The organism is Microbacterium alkaliflavum, assembly GCF_044325405.1.
Lineage (GTDB): Bacteria > Actinomycetota > Actinomycetes > Actinomycetales > Microbacteriaceae > Microbacterium > Microbacterium alkaliflavum.
In genome coordinates this window covers 1-16569 of record NZ_JBIQWL010000015.1, presented here as the reverse complement: position 1 = coordinate 16569, position 16569 = coordinate 1, and the positions used below count along the sequence as shown (strand labels likewise).

At 68.1% G+C, this 16569-nt stretch carries 18 protein-coding genes; 12 read left to right on the top strand and 6 right to left on the bottom strand.

Annotated features, from left to right (window positions below; genetic code table 11):
* The first annotated feature begins 4 nt into the window (after positions 1-4).
* The 5 genes from ACH3VR_RS21835 to ACH3VR_RS21815 are packed head-to-tail and all read left to right on the top strand — an operon-like array spanning position 5 to position 3267.
* The gene (locus ACH3VR_RS21835) at positions 5-223 is read left to right on the top strand and encodes a hypothetical protein (RefSeq protein ID WP_397558451.1); all 219 of its coding nucleotides are present in this window, start codon (positions 5-7) and stop codon (positions 221-223) included.
* Positions 220-621, top strand: a complete 402-nt coding sequence (locus ACH3VR_RS21830) for a hypothetical protein (protein ID WP_397558450.1) — start codon at positions 220-222, stop codon at positions 619-621. The genes ACH3VR_RS21835 and ACH3VR_RS21830 overlap by 4 nt, the downstream gene beginning before the upstream one ends.
* Positions 622-644: 23 nt before the next feature.
* Positions 645-1688, top strand: a complete 1044-nt coding sequence (locus ACH3VR_RS21825; RefSeq protein ID WP_397558449.1) for a PDDEXK nuclease domain-containing protein — start codon at positions 645-647, stop codon at positions 1686-1688.
* A 7-nt stretch (positions 1689-1695) separates the two neighbouring features.
* Positions 1696-2523, top strand: a complete 828-nt coding sequence (locus tag ACH3VR_RS21820) for a hypothetical protein (RefSeq protein ID WP_397558448.1) — start codon at positions 1696-1698, stop codon at positions 2521-2523.
* Between the two features lie 33 nt (positions 2524-2556).
* Positions 2557-3267: an SOS response-associated peptidase gene (locus tag ACH3VR_RS21815; RefSeq protein WP_397558447.1), complete on the top strand. Its 711-nt coding sequence runs from the start codon at positions 2557-2559 to the stop codon at positions 3265-3267.
* Here ACH3VR_RS21815 and ACH3VR_RS21810 read toward each other — a convergent pair.
* The 3 genes from ACH3VR_RS21810 to ACH3VR_RS21800 form a co-directional block, all read right to left on the bottom strand.
* Positions 3264-3995 carry a hypothetical protein gene (locus ACH3VR_RS21810; RefSeq protein WP_397558446.1) on the bottom strand — a complete coding sequence of 244 codons (732 nt, stop codon included), beginning with the start codon at positions 3993-3995 and terminating at the stop codon, positions 3264-3266. The two genes, ACH3VR_RS21815 and ACH3VR_RS21810, sit on opposite strands and share 4 nt — an antisense overlap.
* 87 nt (positions 3996-4082) lie before the next feature.
* A complete protein-coding gene (locus tag ACH3VR_RS21805; RefSeq protein WP_397558445.1) occupies positions 4083-4556 on the bottom strand; it encodes a hypothetical protein in 474 nt (157 codons plus the stop codon).
* A 43-nt stretch (positions 4557-4599) separates the two neighbouring features.
* Complete coding sequence (locus ACH3VR_RS21800; protein WP_397558444.1) at positions 4600-6156, bottom strand: hypothetical protein; 1557 nt, start codon at positions 6154-6156, stop codon at positions 4600-4602.
* A 488-nt stretch (positions 6157-6644) separates the two neighbouring features.
* Between ACH3VR_RS21800 and ACH3VR_RS21795 the strand changes: the two genes are divergently transcribed.
* From ACH3VR_RS21795 to nrdH, 4 genes are all read left to right on the top strand, one after another.
* Complete coding sequence (locus tag ACH3VR_RS21795) at positions 6645-6884, top strand: hypothetical protein (RefSeq protein WP_397558443.1); 240 nt, start codon at positions 6645-6647, stop codon at positions 6882-6884.
* Between the two features lie 1105 nt (positions 6885-7989).
* Entirely contained in the window at positions 7990-12189 is a 4200-nt protein-coding gene (locus ACH3VR_RS21790; RefSeq protein ID WP_397558442.1) for a telomere-associated protein, read from the top strand.
* A 19-nt stretch (positions 12190-12208) separates the two neighbouring features.
* Positions 12209-12865, top strand: a complete 657-nt coding sequence (locus ACH3VR_RS21785) for a helix-turn-helix domain-containing protein (protein ID WP_397558441.1) — start codon at positions 12209-12211, stop codon at positions 12863-12865.
* A gap of 56 nt (positions 12866-12921) precedes the next feature.
* Positions 12922-13155 carry a glutaredoxin-like protein NrdH gene (gene nrdH, locus ACH3VR_RS21780; protein ID WP_397558440.1) on the top strand — a complete coding sequence of 78 codons (234 nt, stop codon included), beginning with the start codon at positions 12922-12924 and terminating at the stop codon, positions 13153-13155.
* Positions 13156-13186: 31 nt separating this feature from the next.
* Here the strand turns inward: nrdH and ACH3VR_RS21775 are convergent, their stop codons facing one another.
* The 3 genes from ACH3VR_RS21775 to ACH3VR_RS21765 are packed head-to-tail and all read right to left on the bottom strand — an operon-like array spanning position 13187 to position 14518.
* Positions 13187-13864 carry a hypothetical protein gene (locus ACH3VR_RS21775; protein WP_397558439.1) on the bottom strand — a complete coding sequence of 226 codons (678 nt, stop codon included), beginning with the start codon at positions 13862-13864 and terminating at the stop codon, positions 13187-13189.
* Positions 13854-14072, bottom strand: a complete 219-nt coding sequence (locus ACH3VR_RS21770) for a hypothetical protein (RefSeq protein ID WP_397558438.1) — start codon at positions 14070-14072, stop codon at positions 13854-13856. The genes ACH3VR_RS21775 and ACH3VR_RS21770 overlap by 11 nt, the downstream gene beginning before the upstream one ends.
* Positions 14072-14518: a hypothetical protein gene (locus tag ACH3VR_RS21765; RefSeq protein ID WP_397558437.1), complete on the bottom strand. Its 447-nt coding sequence runs from the start codon at positions 14516-14518 to the stop codon at positions 14072-14074. Before ACH3VR_RS21765 ends, ACH3VR_RS21770 begins: the two co-directional genes overlap by 1 nt.
* Before the next feature lie 154 nt (positions 14519-14672).
* On the opposite strand from ACH3VR_RS21765, the gene ACH3VR_RS21760 reads away from it, so the two are divergent.
* The 3 genes from ACH3VR_RS21760 (at position 14673) to ACH3VR_RS21750 (ending at position 16293) form a co-directional block, all read left to right on the top strand.
* Positions 14673-15710, top strand: coding sequence for a hypothetical protein (locus ACH3VR_RS21760; RefSeq protein ID WP_397558436.1), 1038 nt, complete (start codon positions 14673-14675; stop codon positions 15708-15710).
* An 83-nt stretch (positions 15711-15793) separates the two neighbouring features.
* Positions 15794-16027 (top strand): hypothetical protein, encoded by a 234-nt coding sequence (locus tag ACH3VR_RS21755; RefSeq protein WP_397558435.1) that lies wholly within the window; start codon positions 15794-15796, stop codon positions 16025-16027.
* Positions 16024-16293: a hypothetical protein gene (locus ACH3VR_RS21750; RefSeq protein ID WP_397558434.1), complete on the top strand. Its 270-nt coding sequence runs from the start codon at positions 16024-16026 to the stop codon at positions 16291-16293. The genes ACH3VR_RS21755 and ACH3VR_RS21750 overlap by 4 nt, the downstream gene beginning before the upstream one ends.
* Positions 16294-16569: the final 276 nt, after the last annotated feature.

Below are 16569 nucleotides of genomic sequence, written 5' to 3'. Positions count from 1 at the left end.
GCTGATGCTCGCCGAGATCCCCGTCGACGTCCCCGAGGGCAGCGAGCTGCTCGCCGTGGCCACGTTCCTGCGCGCGGCCGATGGAGAGCTCACGATGCGCATCGCGAACGTGACCGGCGTCTCCTCGCCGTGGACCCCGGCGGAGCAAGCCCGGGCGCTGCGCATGCTTGCCACCGGAGTCGAGGCTGAGGCGATCGCGCAGCCGGCCGGCGATCGCGCATGAGCGAGATCGACTTCGAGACCTACGTCGCACGGCTGCGCAGCACCGGTGGCATCGCACTGCTGCAGCAGGAGCTGCCGGCGCCCGTCGCCGAGTTCCGCCGCGGTCTGCGCCGTGCAGCGCGCGCGGAGGGGATCCGAGTACTCACCTCGCATCAGGGCGACTCGTTCATCGCGTGGGATCCCGCGTTCCAGGTGCCGGCGGAGACGTTGCGCGCCGCGATGGACGCGCTGAGCTTCCTCCCGTCCACGGTCCCGACGTGCCCTGACGACCTGGTCGTGATGCGCGACGCACCTGGTGGCGGCTGGGTCTGCCCCGAGTGCGGCCGCCGTGTCGATCTCCCGCCGTCGACGCGACCGAAGCCGGACGACACGGGGATCCCCGGGATCAACGGCGGCTGAGAGCCCCGTCCTACGGTGGAGCCATGACAGACCTGGTGCCCGACGACTACGCGGCCACGCTCGAGGAGCTGAAGCGGCAGGTCCACGAGGCGCGCCTGCGCGTGCAACGAAAGGCGAACACCGAGCTGCTGCAGCTGTGGTGGAGCATCGGGCAGACCATCCGGGCACGCCGAGCTCAAGAGGCCTGGGGGACGAACGTCCTCGCACGACTCGCCGCGGACCTGCGCGCGGAGTTCCCCTCCATGAAGGGGTTCTCGCCCGCCAACCTCCGGTACATGCGCCGGTTCGCGGAGGCCTGGCCCGACCTGTACTCAATTCGCCAACGGGCCGTTGGTGAATTGCCGTGGGGGCACGTGATCGAGCTGCTCGACAAGCTCGACGACCAGGAGCTGCGCGACTGGTACGCCGCGAAGGACGCCCACCACCAGTGGAGCCGCGGCGTGCTCGCCCACCAGATCACGACCCGGCTGCACGAGCGGGAAGCGGCCGCGCCGAGCAACTTCGCCGGCGCGCTCGAACGGCTGGACTCCGACCAGGCGCAGGAGATCACGAAGGACCCCTACGCGCTGCAGTTCCTCGCCGTCGACGGCGACGCCTCCGAACGCGAGCTCGAGCAGCGCATGGTCGACCGGATCCTCGACACCATGCGCGAGCTCGGCCCCGGCCTCGCGTTCGTCGGCCGCCAGGTGCACTTCGACATCGACGGCGATGACTTCTACGTCGACCTGCTGTTCTTCCACGTCGAGCAACTGCGCTACGTGGTCATCGAACTCAAGACCACCAAGTTCGACCCGCGCGACGCCGGGCAGCTCGGGTTCTACGTCGCCGTCGTCGACGACCGCCTCCGGATCCGCGACAAGCACCTGCCGACCGTGGGGATCCTGCTCGTCGCCGGCAAGAACGACACCGTCGTCCGCTACGCGCTCGCGTCGACCACGCAGCCGGTCGCGGTCAGCAGGTACGAGCTCACCGAGGACGCCCAGAAGGCGCTGCCCGACGAAGAGGCGATCACGCGCGTCTTCGCCGACGAGCTCGCCCGGGAAACCGACCTCGACGTCGACGAGTAGGGGAGACGTGGACGCCGCACTGGACGCCGACGGGAACCCGGTCACCATCGACCAGGTCCGCGGGCTCGCCGTGCTCCCGGATCTCTGGTGCCCCGGCGAGCTGCCAGACGGCACCGAGTGCGGCGCCAAGGTCTGGGCGACGTCGCTGCAGAGCACGAAGCGCGCCGCGGCGTTCGCCGCTCACCATGGCGACGGGTGCGACGAAGGATCCGAACGGTCGAAGGACATCCCGGGCGATGCCGGCCACGAGCACCCGCAGGGCACCCGGCCGATCCAGTGGCGGATGCGCCTCGGGCTGCCCGAGCCGTCCACCGGTCCGGACGGGCGTCGACGTCCCGACTCGAAGCGTCCCGGGCAGCTCACCCGCCGGTACCGCACCGAGCCGGCCCAGCAGGAAGCGGACACCGCCGACCAGCGCTCGCTCTCGACGATGCTGGTCAACCTGATCGCCGGCACGATCCCGGCCGGCCTCGAGCTCGTCATCGGCACCCGGGATCCGGTGCCGGCCGACCAGGTCATCGTGCACGCGCGGGATGCCACGATCGCCACCTGGCTCGACACGGATCTCATCATCTGGGGGAAGGTCTCCGGCTACACCCGCACACAGTGGGACGGGCTCATGCTGCGCCTCGTCGACGCGGCCGACCAGGTCGCGATCCTCGTCGACAAGAAGAACCTCGCCCGCCTGCAGATCACCGACGCCGATACGCTCGTCGGCCGACACGTGATCGCCTACGGCCACTACACCCTCCCCGAGGGCTCCCGGCGGCCACACGTGCGCGCCGCGGCCGCCTCCGTGGCATTCAACCCGCGGGTGGTGCGTCGACGCCGCTGAGCCGCCGTCCGTGGCCGGTGAGAGGATCGTCGCATGTGCGGACGATTCGCGATGGACAAGCACACGGACGAGCTGATCCAGGAGTTCGTCGCCGCCGGCGGCCGTGCGCAGGACTGGGCGGGCAGCTACTCGATCGCACCGACTCAGTCGGCGCCGATCGTCCGTGAACGCCTTGAAGACGACGTCGTCGACCGGCAGATAGAGCTGGCCCGGTGGGACTGGGACAGGCCCGCCAGCCGACCGACGGTCCCGATCATCAACGCCCGAATGGAGAAGCTGCCCGAACGGTTCTGGGTCGGAGCTTTCAGCCGTGCCCGGTGCATCGTGCCGATGCTCGGCTACTACGAGTGGACCGGAGAGAAGGGCTCGAAGACGCCGCACTGGATCCACAGCGACGAGCTGCTCGCCGCCGCAGGGCTGACATGGACGGCCGACGTCGCCGGCGAACGGCGCCGCGTCTTCGTCGTCGTCACCCGAGAAGCACGCGATGCGTCAGGTGAGATCCACGACCGGATGCCAGCATTCCTCACCCGCGACCTCTGGGACGCCTGGCTGGACCCGCAGCCGCTCACCGTCGACGGCGACACCGCGACGTCGAAGCGGAACCGGCTGCAGCTGCTCGACGAGCTCGAGGCATCCTCCTCGGCCGTCGCGACGACGATCCGCACGCATGTCGTCGACCGGAAGGTGAACAACGCACGCACCGCGGACCCGTCAGATCCGACGCTCATCCAAGCGGTCTAGTCTTCGGGGTCGTAGTATTCCGGGTCGAACTCCTCCGACCCGTCTTTCTCGGTGTCGTACCACGCCTTGAGGCGGGTAAATCGGGCCCGATCCGGGTGCTTACGGTGGGAGGCGAAGTAGGCTCCGAGCTCGGTGAACTGGTACTTCATCGGCCACTCGTGCAGGTAGTGGGTCCAGGTCTCCGCGAGTTGCACCCACGCGGCGGCCGCGGTCGCGCGCGCGTTGTCCAAGTCTCGCCGGGCCTGTTCCACGGGGACCCCCGGGAACAGGCCCCGCGCCGCCGCATCGGGCGTTCGCCAGAGCCGGTGAGTTCCCGCCTGGGCCTCACCAAGGAAACGCAGCACCGTGTGCGCGGCGACAAGCGACGGACCATAAGCGTCGGCGGGGTCGTACACGAAGCCCCACATCGTGAACGACTGAATGGGGCTCAGGTTGCCCGATCGGACCGCCTTCCTGTGCAGCTGGATCCGCCACCCCTTTCCGACAATCGCCTCGAGGGAACACCGAAGCGTCGGGGTCACCATGAACCAGCCGCCGGCATCCACCGTGAGATCGGCGAGAGCTGCTCGTTCGTCTTCGTCCTCGATCTCGTCGCAGTCGGCTGCCGCCACCTGCGGCGGCACGTTGATCGGCCAGACGTCATAGATGTCCCGGAACGCCTTCTGGATGTGCAGACCGTTGAGCCTGCGCTCGTCCTCGCACGGGTAGATCTCGTAAGTGATCGACATCACACACCTCTCGTCGCGTGGAGAGTACCGCGCCGCGATGCCGGAGAGCGGATGAGATCCGGAGGGTCTGCGATCGGCGTATCCGAGCTATTCGGCAACGTCGGACGCGCGGCGCAGCTGGTAGTACCGCTCCCGGGTGATCCCGGCCGCCAGCGCAACGGTGGTCACCTGCTCGCGCTCGTCATCGACCGCGCGACGCATGAGAAGCATCCGATGCGCCTCCATCCGGGCGAGTTCGGTGCGCGCCTCCTCGATGGCGATGCTCGTCTCTCTGATCTCACCCAGAGTCCCCGTGCTGAACGAGATCTCGACATTGCCGCGTGCGTGGCGCATCGGCCGCGGCTTCCCGAACCGTGCGAGCGCCTTTGCGTCCGGGTCGCCGGTCGCGTCGAATGCCTCACCCTTGGGCACGGCCATCATCCGCGCGATCAGACGCTTCGCTGCGGCGAGCTCCTCGGCGGTGACGTCGTGGTGCTCCGCAGCTTTCCATGCGGCGTCGAGTTCGCCGGTCGGTGTGCCGAGTGCCAGCATGACGGTGCGGAAAGCGGCGGAGGCGTTCATGATTCCAAGTGTGAACCCCACTTCACATAGTGTCAAGAGGTCTTCACACTGCCTGTGGCGAGGGCTCCGCGCCAGCTGCCTCGAGGAACGACAGCGGCAGGTTCCAGACCCGCATGCCTTTGCCGTCGAGGCGGCGGAAGACGGTCCAAGCTCCGCCCGTTGGACGCTCTATCCATCCTGATTGCCCCAGGGCTCTCCCGATTGTCTTCGGGCCAACGTTCCGCACCTGGTGCCGCTGCAGGAGTTCTCTCGCCGCGGACGGGATGATGAACACGCGATCGCCCTTCACCCTCCCGAGTTCGACGGCATGATGCTCGGCCTCGTCGGGCTGCGCCTCGAGCACTGCCTCGCCAGAGATGAGCGCCGCTCGGATCACGCTTCGGATGTCGGAGATCACTTGCACGTTCGTCCGGTACTCCCGCGCGGGGTAGTGCGTCGGAGCGAACTCGTTCTCGTGCACGCTGCCGAGGATCTCGATGGGCAGGCTCCACACCCGGGTCAGCTGGTCGTCGACGCGGCGGGGGATCGTCCATGTGCCGTCGGCCGGCTGGTGGAGCCACCCTGCCGCGTTCAAGGAGCGTGCGATCTGCAGCGTGGATCCGCTCATCAGGCCCGAGCTCTCGACGAGCCCGTGAGCGACCTTGGGCACGACGTAGAACGCATCGTCGTGAACACGACCCAGCACGGGGAGGTGCGCGAGCTCAGGACCGCTCTGGTGGCTGAGGCGCACCCGCCCTGTGGCGATCGCGTCGATCATCAGATCTCGGGTGAATGTCCCGAGCGAGGCATCGACCGCTGCCGGAGGGCGCCGGCGTGACTTGGTGGATTTGGTGCTTGTCGCCTCGCTCGCGGGCACCATGTGCACTGAGCGAGCCGGCCAGGGGATCTCCGTCTGGACACCCTCGACCGAGAGGAACCTCGCGAGGATCTCCCGACCGACTGAGAGCGCGTCGACCGGAGTGAGTGTCAGCGCGTCGAGGCTCTGGAAGTACACCGATTCGCGCTCCACCCAGATCCATCGACCGATCCGCCGGCCGAGCTCTCTACGCGCAGCTGCAGCCGACGGTGTAGCCACCCTCAGCTCCCGAGGCCACTCGTTCGTCTTCAGCTCGATCGGCAGAGCACGCTCGAGGTACTTCTGCGGGAGCGGCTGCGCGCCCGTGATGACGGAGAGTCGGATCCGCTGATCGGGGTTCGGTACATGGCGCGGCAGCTGCGACAGCTCCATCGCCGTGAGAATGTGAGGCAACCAGCGTCGCCACTCGACGTGCGCATTCCTGTCGAGGTACGGCGGGACGATGTAGGGGAACAGCAGCGGATCCGGCCCTTCATAGGCTGCCGGGCGGCCTTCGACGTCGATCCAGTCGCCATAGAAGTCTCCGTTGCGCCCAGCAAGCTCCGTGGCCGCTCGAGCGAGCGTCCCTGGCGCTGACGGCAGCGTGGGGTCGATGGCGTCGTGGAACAGGTAGACCGGCATGGGGAACGGGCGCCACCACGAGAACACCGCGGCGTCCAGCATCGGGCGCCACTCGGCGATCCGACCCGCAACACCGAGAGCACGGTCGTACAACTCGGCCGTCGACGCCGTCACCAGGTCCATCTGTGCCTCGATTCCTTCGGATGGGGCACTTCCTGCCCGCCTGATACGGCGGCCCGGCAATCCACCCCACTACATCTGCCCCACGTCGAGGCAAGCCGAATACACCTGATCAGAGGCTATATCGGCAGGGTGCAACGAGTCAACGTTACAGTTTCTTGCAACAACTGAAACAGTAAGGTCGGATCAGTCAAAATGCCCCTGACCTGGGGTTTTCCTGTGCCGATACGGTGATCCGGGTCTGGCGAAACAGCTCTTCATATGGGAAAAATCGCACCATCGGCGCCAGACCCTCGAAAAACTTCTGACCTTGATGTCCGATCTGCGGCTGCCGGCGCACCTATGGAGGTCATGGGCACTTGGATGGTTGCGCGACGCGCCGGGCTAAATCTGTTTCTGTTTCAGGCCCTGGGTGCTATACATGACCCATGGTCGATGAAAGGAAGCCTGGTCGACGCGACCGGGGCGCGAGGAAGAACCTCCTCTCGCGCGTGCCTGACGATCAGTACGCCGTCTACGAAGCAGAAGCAGAGCGCCTCGGCATCCCGATCGGCTCGTACAGCACGATGCGTCTGGCAGAGATCCACCACCTCCCCGTGCCGGACTACATCCTCGAGGAGATCCGCGCTGCTGCCGATCGTCGAGCAGCTGCTGCCGCTAAAGCGTCCCGCGACCAGATCGCAGGTTTCGACTCTCTTGAAGGAGGCCGGCCTTTGGCACGCAGCGCCTAGAACGAGGAAAGTCTCCCGGTCGGCAAACCGAGAGACTTTCGAAGAGTGTGGTTCGAACCTTGCTGTCCAGGCGTCCGGTTCGAGGTTTTGAGTTAGGTCCCCGTGAGGGGGCTTCGACATACCCGAAAGGGGGTGTGCACGTCTATGGTAGCCCAATTTCGTCTTTTTTCGGTCTCTGATACCGAATTTCACCGCATCCGCCGTCGCGCACCTCGCGCGGGTGGATGCTCATGACCCTGATCTCGACCCCTGAATCCGCACGCAGCGCGTTCGACCGCGTCTGGGACGCCCTCGACGTCAACGGCTACAAGCCGGAGTCCCGCCGCGGCGACCAGTTCATGGCGCTGTGCCCCGTGCACGGGGACAGCCACCGTTCCCTGTCGGTGAAGAACGACCGCGCCAACGAGAAGGTGCTGCTGAACTGCTTCACCTGCCACGCCGACGTCCGCGAGATCACCGCGGCGATCGGCCTGGGCGTCAAGGACCTGTTCGACTCCCCGCTCCCCGAGCGCAACGAGGGCCAGCCCCGACGCAAGCCGAAGGTGCGGTTCACCGCGGCGCCGAAGCTCCCGCCCCGCCTGACCAACAAGTCGACAGCCGACGTCGACAAGTTCAAGGGCGCGAAGTGGGAGCGGGTCACGACCTACCCGTACTTCAACGCCGAGGGCACGCTCATCGAGGAGGTCATCCGCGAGACGGCCACCGTCGACGGCGAGACCCGCAAGCGGTTCAAGCAGCGGTTCCTCGGCCCGAACGGCCGCATGGTCGCGAAGAAGCCCGATGACTTCGTGTCGGTCCTGTACCGGCACCCCGAGGTGCTGCAGGCGATCGAGGCCGGCACCCGCGTCTGGCTCCTCGAGGGGGAGAAGGACGTCGAGAACGCGGAGAAGGCCGGCCTCGTCGCGACCACGAACGCACAGGGCTCCGGATCCTTCCCCCGCGAGCTCGCCGAGATCTTCCACGGCGCCGACGTCGCCGTGGTCGCTGACCGCGACGTCGCGGGATACTCCCGGGCCGCCGAGCTGCACAAGCTGCTCGGCGGTGCCGGCGCCACCGTCACCCTGTACCGGCCGGCCGTCGACGACGACAAGGCCGACNCGTCGCCGTGGTCGCTGACCGCGACGTCGCGGGATACTCCCGGGCCGCCGAGCTGCACAAGCTGCTCGGCGGTGCCGGCGCCACCGTCACCCTGTACCGGCCGGCCGTCGACGACGACAAGGCCGACCTGACCGACCACCTCGAGGCCGGCTACACCGTCGACCAGCTCGAGCAGCTCACCCCGAACGCCGCGCAGCTGCTCGCCATGCTCGGCGAACTCCACAAGATGCTCACCGGCGAGGGCCGCAGCGACACCGTCCAGGTCTGCCGCGACGAGATCGACGCGCAGCTGGCATCCGGCGCTGACTCCCACGAGGTGCAGCGCAACGTCGAGCTGTGGGCGGGGGAGTCCGTTCGCCGTGTCGCGAAGATGCGGGATCACCTCGAGCACACCGTCGCCCTGGTGCCGGCGTCGACGCCGATCGAGCGCGCTGCCGTTCACGATGCCCGTCACGTGATCCAGGACGCCGTCGTGATCGCTCGTGGCGCGCACGAGATCGCTGATCTGCCGATCCCGGATGCCCTGGCCGCCCCAGTCACCCCGCTGCAGCCGGGCGGATCCGGCAGCGGTGACGACAGCGAGCCGCCCCGGTTCGACGGCAACCAGTTCTTCCCCGGCGACGACGGCTCCGCGAACGAGGGAACCCGGTTCGGTGTGCGCCTCGGGCAGACAGTGCAGATCAAGGTCGAGCGCGACGGCGACGACTTCCGCAACCGGTACATCCGCGTCTTCGACGGCTGGGGCGAGGTCCTCGCCGCCAGCTACGAAGACTCCGGCCACGAGACCCACTCGACCCCGCCGACCACCGAGATCACCGTCGCCTTCCACCGCTGGGTGCGCGATCCCGAGACCGGCAAGCCAATGCGCGACGACAACGGCGACATCCTGATCGAGGACGCCACGGTCGTCTGGGATGACGAGCAGATCCGCGACGGCTCCTGGGCGAACTCGCTGCCGTGGCTCGGCATGCTTGAGTCCACCTCCCGCCGCGGCAAGGACCTGTTCTGGGATGCCCTCTACGGCGCCCGGCCGACCCCGTCGCAGCGCTCCAAGGTCTACACCGGCACCGGATGGCGCGAGGACAGCGCCTTCGGCCCGTACTTCGTGCACGCCGGCGGAGCGATCACCGCCGAAGGGTCCATCCCCGTCTCCACCCGCCTCACCGGCGGTCTGCAGCGCCTGCACCTGCCCGACCCGACAACGGAGGCGCAGCTGCTGCGTGAGGCCTGGCTCGAGTCGACCGAGATCTTCCGTGGGAAGATTCCGGCCCGCGTGATCGCTCCGCTGCTGGGCCTGGTCTGGCAGGCACCGTTCAGCCCCGTCCCGCTGATCACCTACGTGTACGGCCCTCCCGGCGCCGGCAAGAGCTCGAGTGCCCGCTGCGCGATGCACTTCCTCGCCCCGGAGCTCACCCAGGAGAACAGCGAGGCGCCGAAGACGATCCTGTCGGCCACGAGCGCCGGTGACTCCGCGATCGCCATGACGCGCATCCTCGCCAACGCCCGGCACATGGCCGTCCTCGCCGACGACTTCGTCGACACCGACATCCGCAAGGCCGTCGCCCGGTTCGAGTTCCTCGTCCGCGCCGTGTTCGACCGTGAGGGCCGCAAGGTCGGTGGACAGCGCGGCGGCATCCGCGAAGCACCGCAGATCGACGCATCGGTCATCGCGACCGGACAGATCGGCCTCAACGGATCCGCGCTGCAGCGCACGTTCTCGATCGGCCTGAACCCGGGTGAGATCGAAGATCCCGACCTCACGTTCGGGCTCCTCGAGCAGAGCGGACGCCGCAACAGCCGGGCGCTGCTCGGCGCGTCGCTGATCCGCTGGCTCGCCAAGCACCGTGAGGCTCTCCGCGAGCACTACTTCAGCGGCTCGGAAGAGGCCATCCACACGAAGGCACAGCTCGCGAAGCTGTGGCGAGAGCGCACTGCCCCGCTCCCTCACGACCCCGGCGCCAAGGGGCGCATGAAGGACGCGGCGGTCAACGCGGATCACGGCATCCGGCTCATGCTGCGCATGCTCGTCGAGGTCGGCGCAATCTCGACGGAGGAGGCCACCGACTTCCACGAGTGGGCCGATCAGGGCATCTGGGACGCGCTTGTGCGCCAGGAGGGCGGCCAGAGCAACCCCGGCATCATGGCGATCGAGCTGCTCCGCGAGGCACTCGCCTCCGGTGCTGCGCACCTGGTCACCACAACCGGTGAGATCCCCGAAGAGGCGGAGCAGCTGGGCTGGACGCGCCGCGGCATCCCGCCGCAGGACACCTGGTCTCCGAACGGGGTCCGCATCGGTGCGATCAAGTACAACCGTGACGGCGAGTCGCGCCTCTACCTGCACCCGAAGGTGATGATCGACGTCATCACGCGCATCGCCGCCGGCACCGGAGAGCCGATCACCGACTCCGTCCACTCCATCGGCGGAAGCTTCATCGCCCACGGCTGGACGAAGACAGACGGGGAGGGCAACCAGACTCTCGGCCGCCGTGTCGAGGGCCGTTTCACCCGCGTCTGGGACATCCCACTCAGCGTTCTTCTCGGCAACGACGGCCCCGGTGAGGATGACGACGAGACCGGCGACCACACCCCGCAGACGCCCATCGGCGGCCCTAGCGCTGCCCTGTTCGACGTTCCGCCGACACCGCCGGCCGCACCGTCCTCTCCGGCCGCTGAGCAGCCCGCTCCGGCTCCTGACGCCGCTCCCGCGGCCGAGGCACCCGCGGCAGCCACTCCGGCGCCTCAGAAGCCCGCAGCGCGCCGCGCAGCGGCGGGCGAGTTCGCCGCGGCCGCCGCGGTGCTGGACACCGATGGCCTGTGGATGCCGGACGGGACCCTGGTCCCGCTCGAGCGGCCGATCGAGCACCTCGGCAACATCGCCGAGCTCGTCGCGCAGCTGCGCCTGGGCACGAAGAACCAGTGGAAGAACGAAGCCGGCCAGATCTACGCCACGGCGGATGCTGCCCGTGCGCTCGGGATCCCCGTCGACGAGCTGCCGTCGCCCGAGCGTCGCCTCGGCTCGATCCTCCACGACCGCACCGTGGACCACCCGCTCGTCCTGGGTGCCCGGGAGGCCGGCTACGAGGTCGGTGGGCAGGACAACGCGCTCAGCGCGACCACCCGCATCTGGAAGCCGGGCGAGAGCCGGCTGCAGGCGCGATTCGTGATCATCCCCGCGCTGCGCGACGACTTCCAGCACCTCATCGGCGACGACCCGAGCCCGGCCGTCCTCGCACACCGTCTCGACCTGTTCGCCAGCGCCCTGCAGACGCCGTATGCGGTGAACGCCTCCACGACCGGGCAGGACCTCATGTTCCACCTGGCGCCCTCGAAGGAGGAGCGCATTGCCCGGTTCACGCCGCACAAGCCCGTCGAGCCCGCGACGATCCCGACGCTCGAAATGGACATCAACTGGCACCGCCAGCCGACCGAGGAGGAGCTGCAGCACCGCTGGCTGCACGCCTACGACCGTGGCGGCAGCTACCTCGCCGGCGTCAGCGGCTGCGAGCTCGGCATCGGTGAGCCGTCCTATCACCCGAACGGGGTCGCGTTCGATCGCAAGCTCCCCGGCTACTGGAAGGTCAACCTTCCCGAGCGTGCCGAGTGGCTCGTGCCCAACCCGCTCGACCCGATCAACCGCGACAAGAGCCTCGCCGGCCTCGAGTCCTGGGTCTCGACCCCGACGCTCGAGCTCGCGATCGAGTGGGGCTACGAGTTCGAGATCCTCGAGGCCTGGACGTGGGAGAACCACACCCGGCTGCTGGACACCTGGTACGAGCGGATCCGCAACGCCCGCACCGAGCTCGACACCGCCGACCCGGACGCGCAGGCCGCCCGTGATCTCCTCAAGGAGGTCTACGTCCGCAGCCTCGGTCTGATGGCCAGCTTCGAGCACCACGAGGGCAAGCCCGGCTTCGCCCCCGAGCGCTACCACGCGATCCAGGCGCGTGCCCGGGCGAACATCCTCCGCCGCGTCAAGAAGATCGGCGACGAGACCGGCCGCTGGCCTGTCGCGATCACCCGCGACACCGTCCTCTACACGTCACCGCTCACCGACCCGGATGCCGCATGGCCCGGCGATCAGCGCAACTACGGCCGCGGGCTCGGCCAGTTCAAGTACGAGGGCTCAGCCATGCTGCAGGAGCACCTGCAGTTCCTCACCGGCAACGGCCGCTACGAGGGCAAGTCCCACCTCAGCGAGCTCATCTGATCCACGAAAGGAGTAGACCATGGCAACCGACGACGATGCGCTGAAGCAGCGCAACACCCTGTTCCAGGCGATCAGCTGGCTCGGATCCGAGTCCGAGCCGTCGACTCCGGGGACCGAGGGAGCAGAAGCCTCCGACGTGGCGAAGCACCTGCGCACGCTGTACTCGACGACCCGCACGATCACGACACCGGGCGGCGTCAAGAAGGCCGTCACGAAGATCTCTACGGCCGACGCGGCGAAGGCGCTCGGCGTCAGCCAGCGCACGGTGCAGCGGTGGCTCAAGGGCGTCCATACCCCCAAGCAGACCGTGATGAACAACCTCAAGAAGAAGGCTCGTCAGGCCGTCACCACCAAGCGTGGCCGCCAGCAGATGGTGCGCCGAGCTCGAGCGAACCAGCGGATCCCGATGGGCGGCGTGAAGGTCTCCGTCACCGGAACCCAGGGGCCGCGTGACTACTCACGCGATCGCACGATCCAGCAGAAGCTCACGCCTGAGGAGTACGAGAACTTCCGCAGCGCTTGGGCGATGGGCGGCGACGTCGCAGCCCGCGAGTACCTTGAGGCCGTCCTCAGTGAGAAGTACGTCGACGACTGGAAGATCGGCAAGATCTCCGGGATGAGCATGAACGGCATCGACGCCGGCGACGACCGCAGCGACCCCCGGGCATCACGATGACCGGGCACCAGACTTCCGAAGTTACAGAGTTCGGAGAGAGAGGAGGTGAATCGCATATGACCGTCACCGTCTACACCAAGCCGTCGTGCGTGCAGTGCAACGCGACCTATCGCGCGCTGGACGCGAAGAGCATCGACTACGAGATCCACGACCTCTCTGAGGATCCCGCAGCGCTCGAGCAGGTCAAGGCCCTCGGCTACCTGCAGGCGCCCGTCGTCGTCACGGACGAGGGCCACTGGTCGGGCTTCCGTCCCGACAAGATCGACGAGCTCGCAGCACGTCTCGCGTGAGCTGCCCACAGGGGAGAGCCCCGGTCCGGATTCACTCCGGCCGGGGCTCTTTCTTCTTGCGAGGCTTGGTCACCGGGATCCTCACCTGCGGGTGATCTCGCAGCCACTCGAGCGTCGGCCGCGGCGCCGACGCCAGCCAGGCCTGCGTGCGGCCGCGGGTCATCCGCCCCGAGGGGACGATGACCCGGGAGGGCCCGACCGCCTCGAGCAGCTCGCCCTTGGCGACCTGGGCGCGGAACCTGTTGCGGAACTCGACCTCTTCGATGACCTCACCGCCGTCGGCGCGCAGCCGCCGGCTCGTTTCGCCGCTGTCCGGGTTGGTGAGCCGCACCACGAGCACCCCGCGATCGCGCAGCTCCACCACGGTGAGCAGATGAGGCCGCAGCCAGCCGTCCCGCTTCCAGGAGTCGCTGATCGGTGCGCCGCGGCCGGCGATGTCCCACAGCGCCTCACGGGCGAATAGCAGCTCGCGGCGCTCACGCTCGAGCACGGAGGTCTCCGGAGCCACGAGGGCAGCGACCTGGTCGCGGCGCCGTTCCGGGATGCCGTTGCGGACCCAGCGGCGCACCGTCGACGGGCTGACGCCGAGCTCTTTCGCCGCAACGTTGGCATCCAGCCGTGTGCGGTGCCCGAAGGCGCCCAGAGCGTTCGCGAGGACGCTCGCGAGCTGCCGGTCTGCCCAGGGGTCCGGGGACGTCTCATCGGTCACGAGGGGCCTCCGATCGGTGCACCACGACACGTGCCGGCCGGCGAGGCTGGAACGCTCGAATGATCGTGACGATCGCCACGATCAGGATGCCCACACCGCTCGTCGCGACCAGGATGATGGCGATGATCGGCCAGCCGCGCATGCCGACGATCGCCACGAGGACGACGACGCACAGCGCGATGGCTACGAGCGGGATGAGCGGGGACATCAGCGGCGGATCCCGGTGAGCTCTTCGAACGTGGTGCCCAGCCGCTTCGCGAACCGCTCGAGCTCGGCCTCACGCCACGTCGTCTTGCCGGAGAAGCGCTGGCGCAGCGCGTTGTCGGAGATCTCGGCTAACGCCACGAACTCCGCGAACGTGCCGGCAGCGCGGATCCGCTGCTCGATCTCGACGTTCCTCTCGGCCGGCAACTTGTAGCGCTTGGTGCCCTCTGCAGGCGGTCGACCGGCGCGGCCAGACGTCCTCGCGCCACGCTGCTCGATGTACTTCAGCATCACCTGCCGGTCCCAGCCGGGGGAGCGCAGCGAGGGCGGCGTTATCGGCTTCGGGAAGCTCGGATCCGTGCGCGCCGCCTTCATCACACCGGGCACGGAGATCTTCATCATGTCGGCGATATCCGCATAGCCGACGATCTCACTCTTCGCCATCATCACTCCTAGTTTTAGGCGGTTTACATGCACCAATATAGGGCATCCGTCCGACGGCCGCACTAGACTCACGCGAACACACGGGAGACACTAGTTTTTGCGTTGTGAGCGTGACTAATATAGGGATCGTCAAGTCACCTAACCCACGGGAGCAGAGCACATGTCGTTCCTCACCACCCTCACCGCCACGTCAGCCCCAGACGACGGGTCCCACCTCTTCGACGTGGTCGACGTGCTTGCCTCGTCGATCTCGACCCTCATCACACCCATGCTTCTTCTGATGGCCGGCGTGATGGTGATCATGGGCGTGGCCCGCCTCTTCCGGAACCTCAACAGCGGCTACAGCGACGGCTCCGGGTGGGGCTTCCTCGTCATGGGACTGCTCGCCGTCGCCGGCGCCTTCGGCCTGCCGTGGCTCATGGGCTCCTACGACGCGCCCAAGGGCGGCACACCGACACCGCGGCCGACGTCGACGCCATCCACGAGCGCACAGCCCACCACGACGCCCGAGCAGACCTCGCAGCCCCTGGATCTCACTTGGCTGCTCATCGTCTTCGGCGTCATCGGCGCTCTGATCCTCACCGTCCTGCTGATCTGGATCATCACGATCGCCGCCGGGCGCGCTCGCCGCAGCATCCGTGCCGCGCACAAGTCGGCCGAGGCGCAGCGCGTGGCCAAGGAGCGAATCGCCGCAGCCTGGCAGGGCTTCCACGACCGCCACAACGAGCTGCTGCGCAAGATCGTGCACTCCGAGACGGACTGGGACTCGCTGTTCTTCCTGCCGGCACTCACCGACCCGAACGTCCCGCAGACCTACGCGATGCTGCGGGCCATGCGCGCCGCCGGCACTCAGCGCGACACCGCCGGCGAGCTGCCCGCAGACCTGCCCGCGGGCGTCGATCTGACCACGCTGCCGTACCCCAAGGCCGTCGAGGCCTTCGCGGTCGCGTGGGACGCCGCAGAACGCAACGCACGCCGTCTCGGACAGAAGGGCGTGCCCCTCGCCGAGCGGAAGCTCATCAAGGAGATCCGCACCCTCCTCGACATGGCCGAGAACTCCGCCGCCTCGCAGACCGAGCGCACCCTCGCCTACCGTCGAGCACAGAAGCTGATCGAAAGCCTCGAGACCATCCACGTCCCCGAGAAGGCGATCGCGCAGCTCGAGGAACGCCAGCAGCTCATGATCACCGCGAACTGAACCCCCCACCGAGAGCCGATCAAATGACTTCACCGACCGAACCCCACGCCGAGACTGCCACCCTCGAGCGAGCGAGGGCAGCTGTGGCCGCCCTCGCCGGGAACGTGACCCACCGGCCCACCGACCACGAGATCGAGCTCTCAGAAGCGCTCTCAGCGCTCCTCGCCGTCCATGCGGCACTGCAGAGCGATGTGCAGGAGCGATGCGCCGTGGCATTCGACCGCGGCGTCGACGCGGAGCTCGAGGCGGCCATGCACCCGGATCCCGTGGAGGGATACAAGTTCCCATCGAACCCCTACCGGCAGGAGCACCCATGAGCCTCAACGAAACCGAGCCGGTCACGGTCGGCATCACCGTCCCGTCGATCGCCCCGCAGGACCTCCTCGACCGGGTCACCGCCATGGCAGACGATCTCGCCGCGGCCGGCATCAGCGTCGAGCTCGACGTCATCCGCACCTGCCGCAGCTGCGGATGCACGGACGACCGCGCCTGCTTCCTCGGCTGCACGTGGGTCAGCGAGACCGAGGACCTTTGCACGAGCTGCGCACCCGCCTCGAGCACGCCGGCGTCCGACCATGGCTGAGTCCACCGGCGGATGGATCAACGAGCCCGGCGGTCCCGAGCTCTTGCGCCTCATCGGCGAGGCATTCGGGCGCGCAGCGGCCGCAGACTCACCGCGGCCGCCGGATCCCCCCACTCCTGGGCCTGGGACGGTGATGACCCCCGAATCGAACGCGCCGGATGCAAGGAGCTCAGAGACGCCCACACCGGCAATGCGCTCCGGGCCCGGCCGAGCCTGAACGCCGGCCAACCGATCGCCCCGGCTCTCACCACTGAGAGACCGGGGCGATCTGCTGCC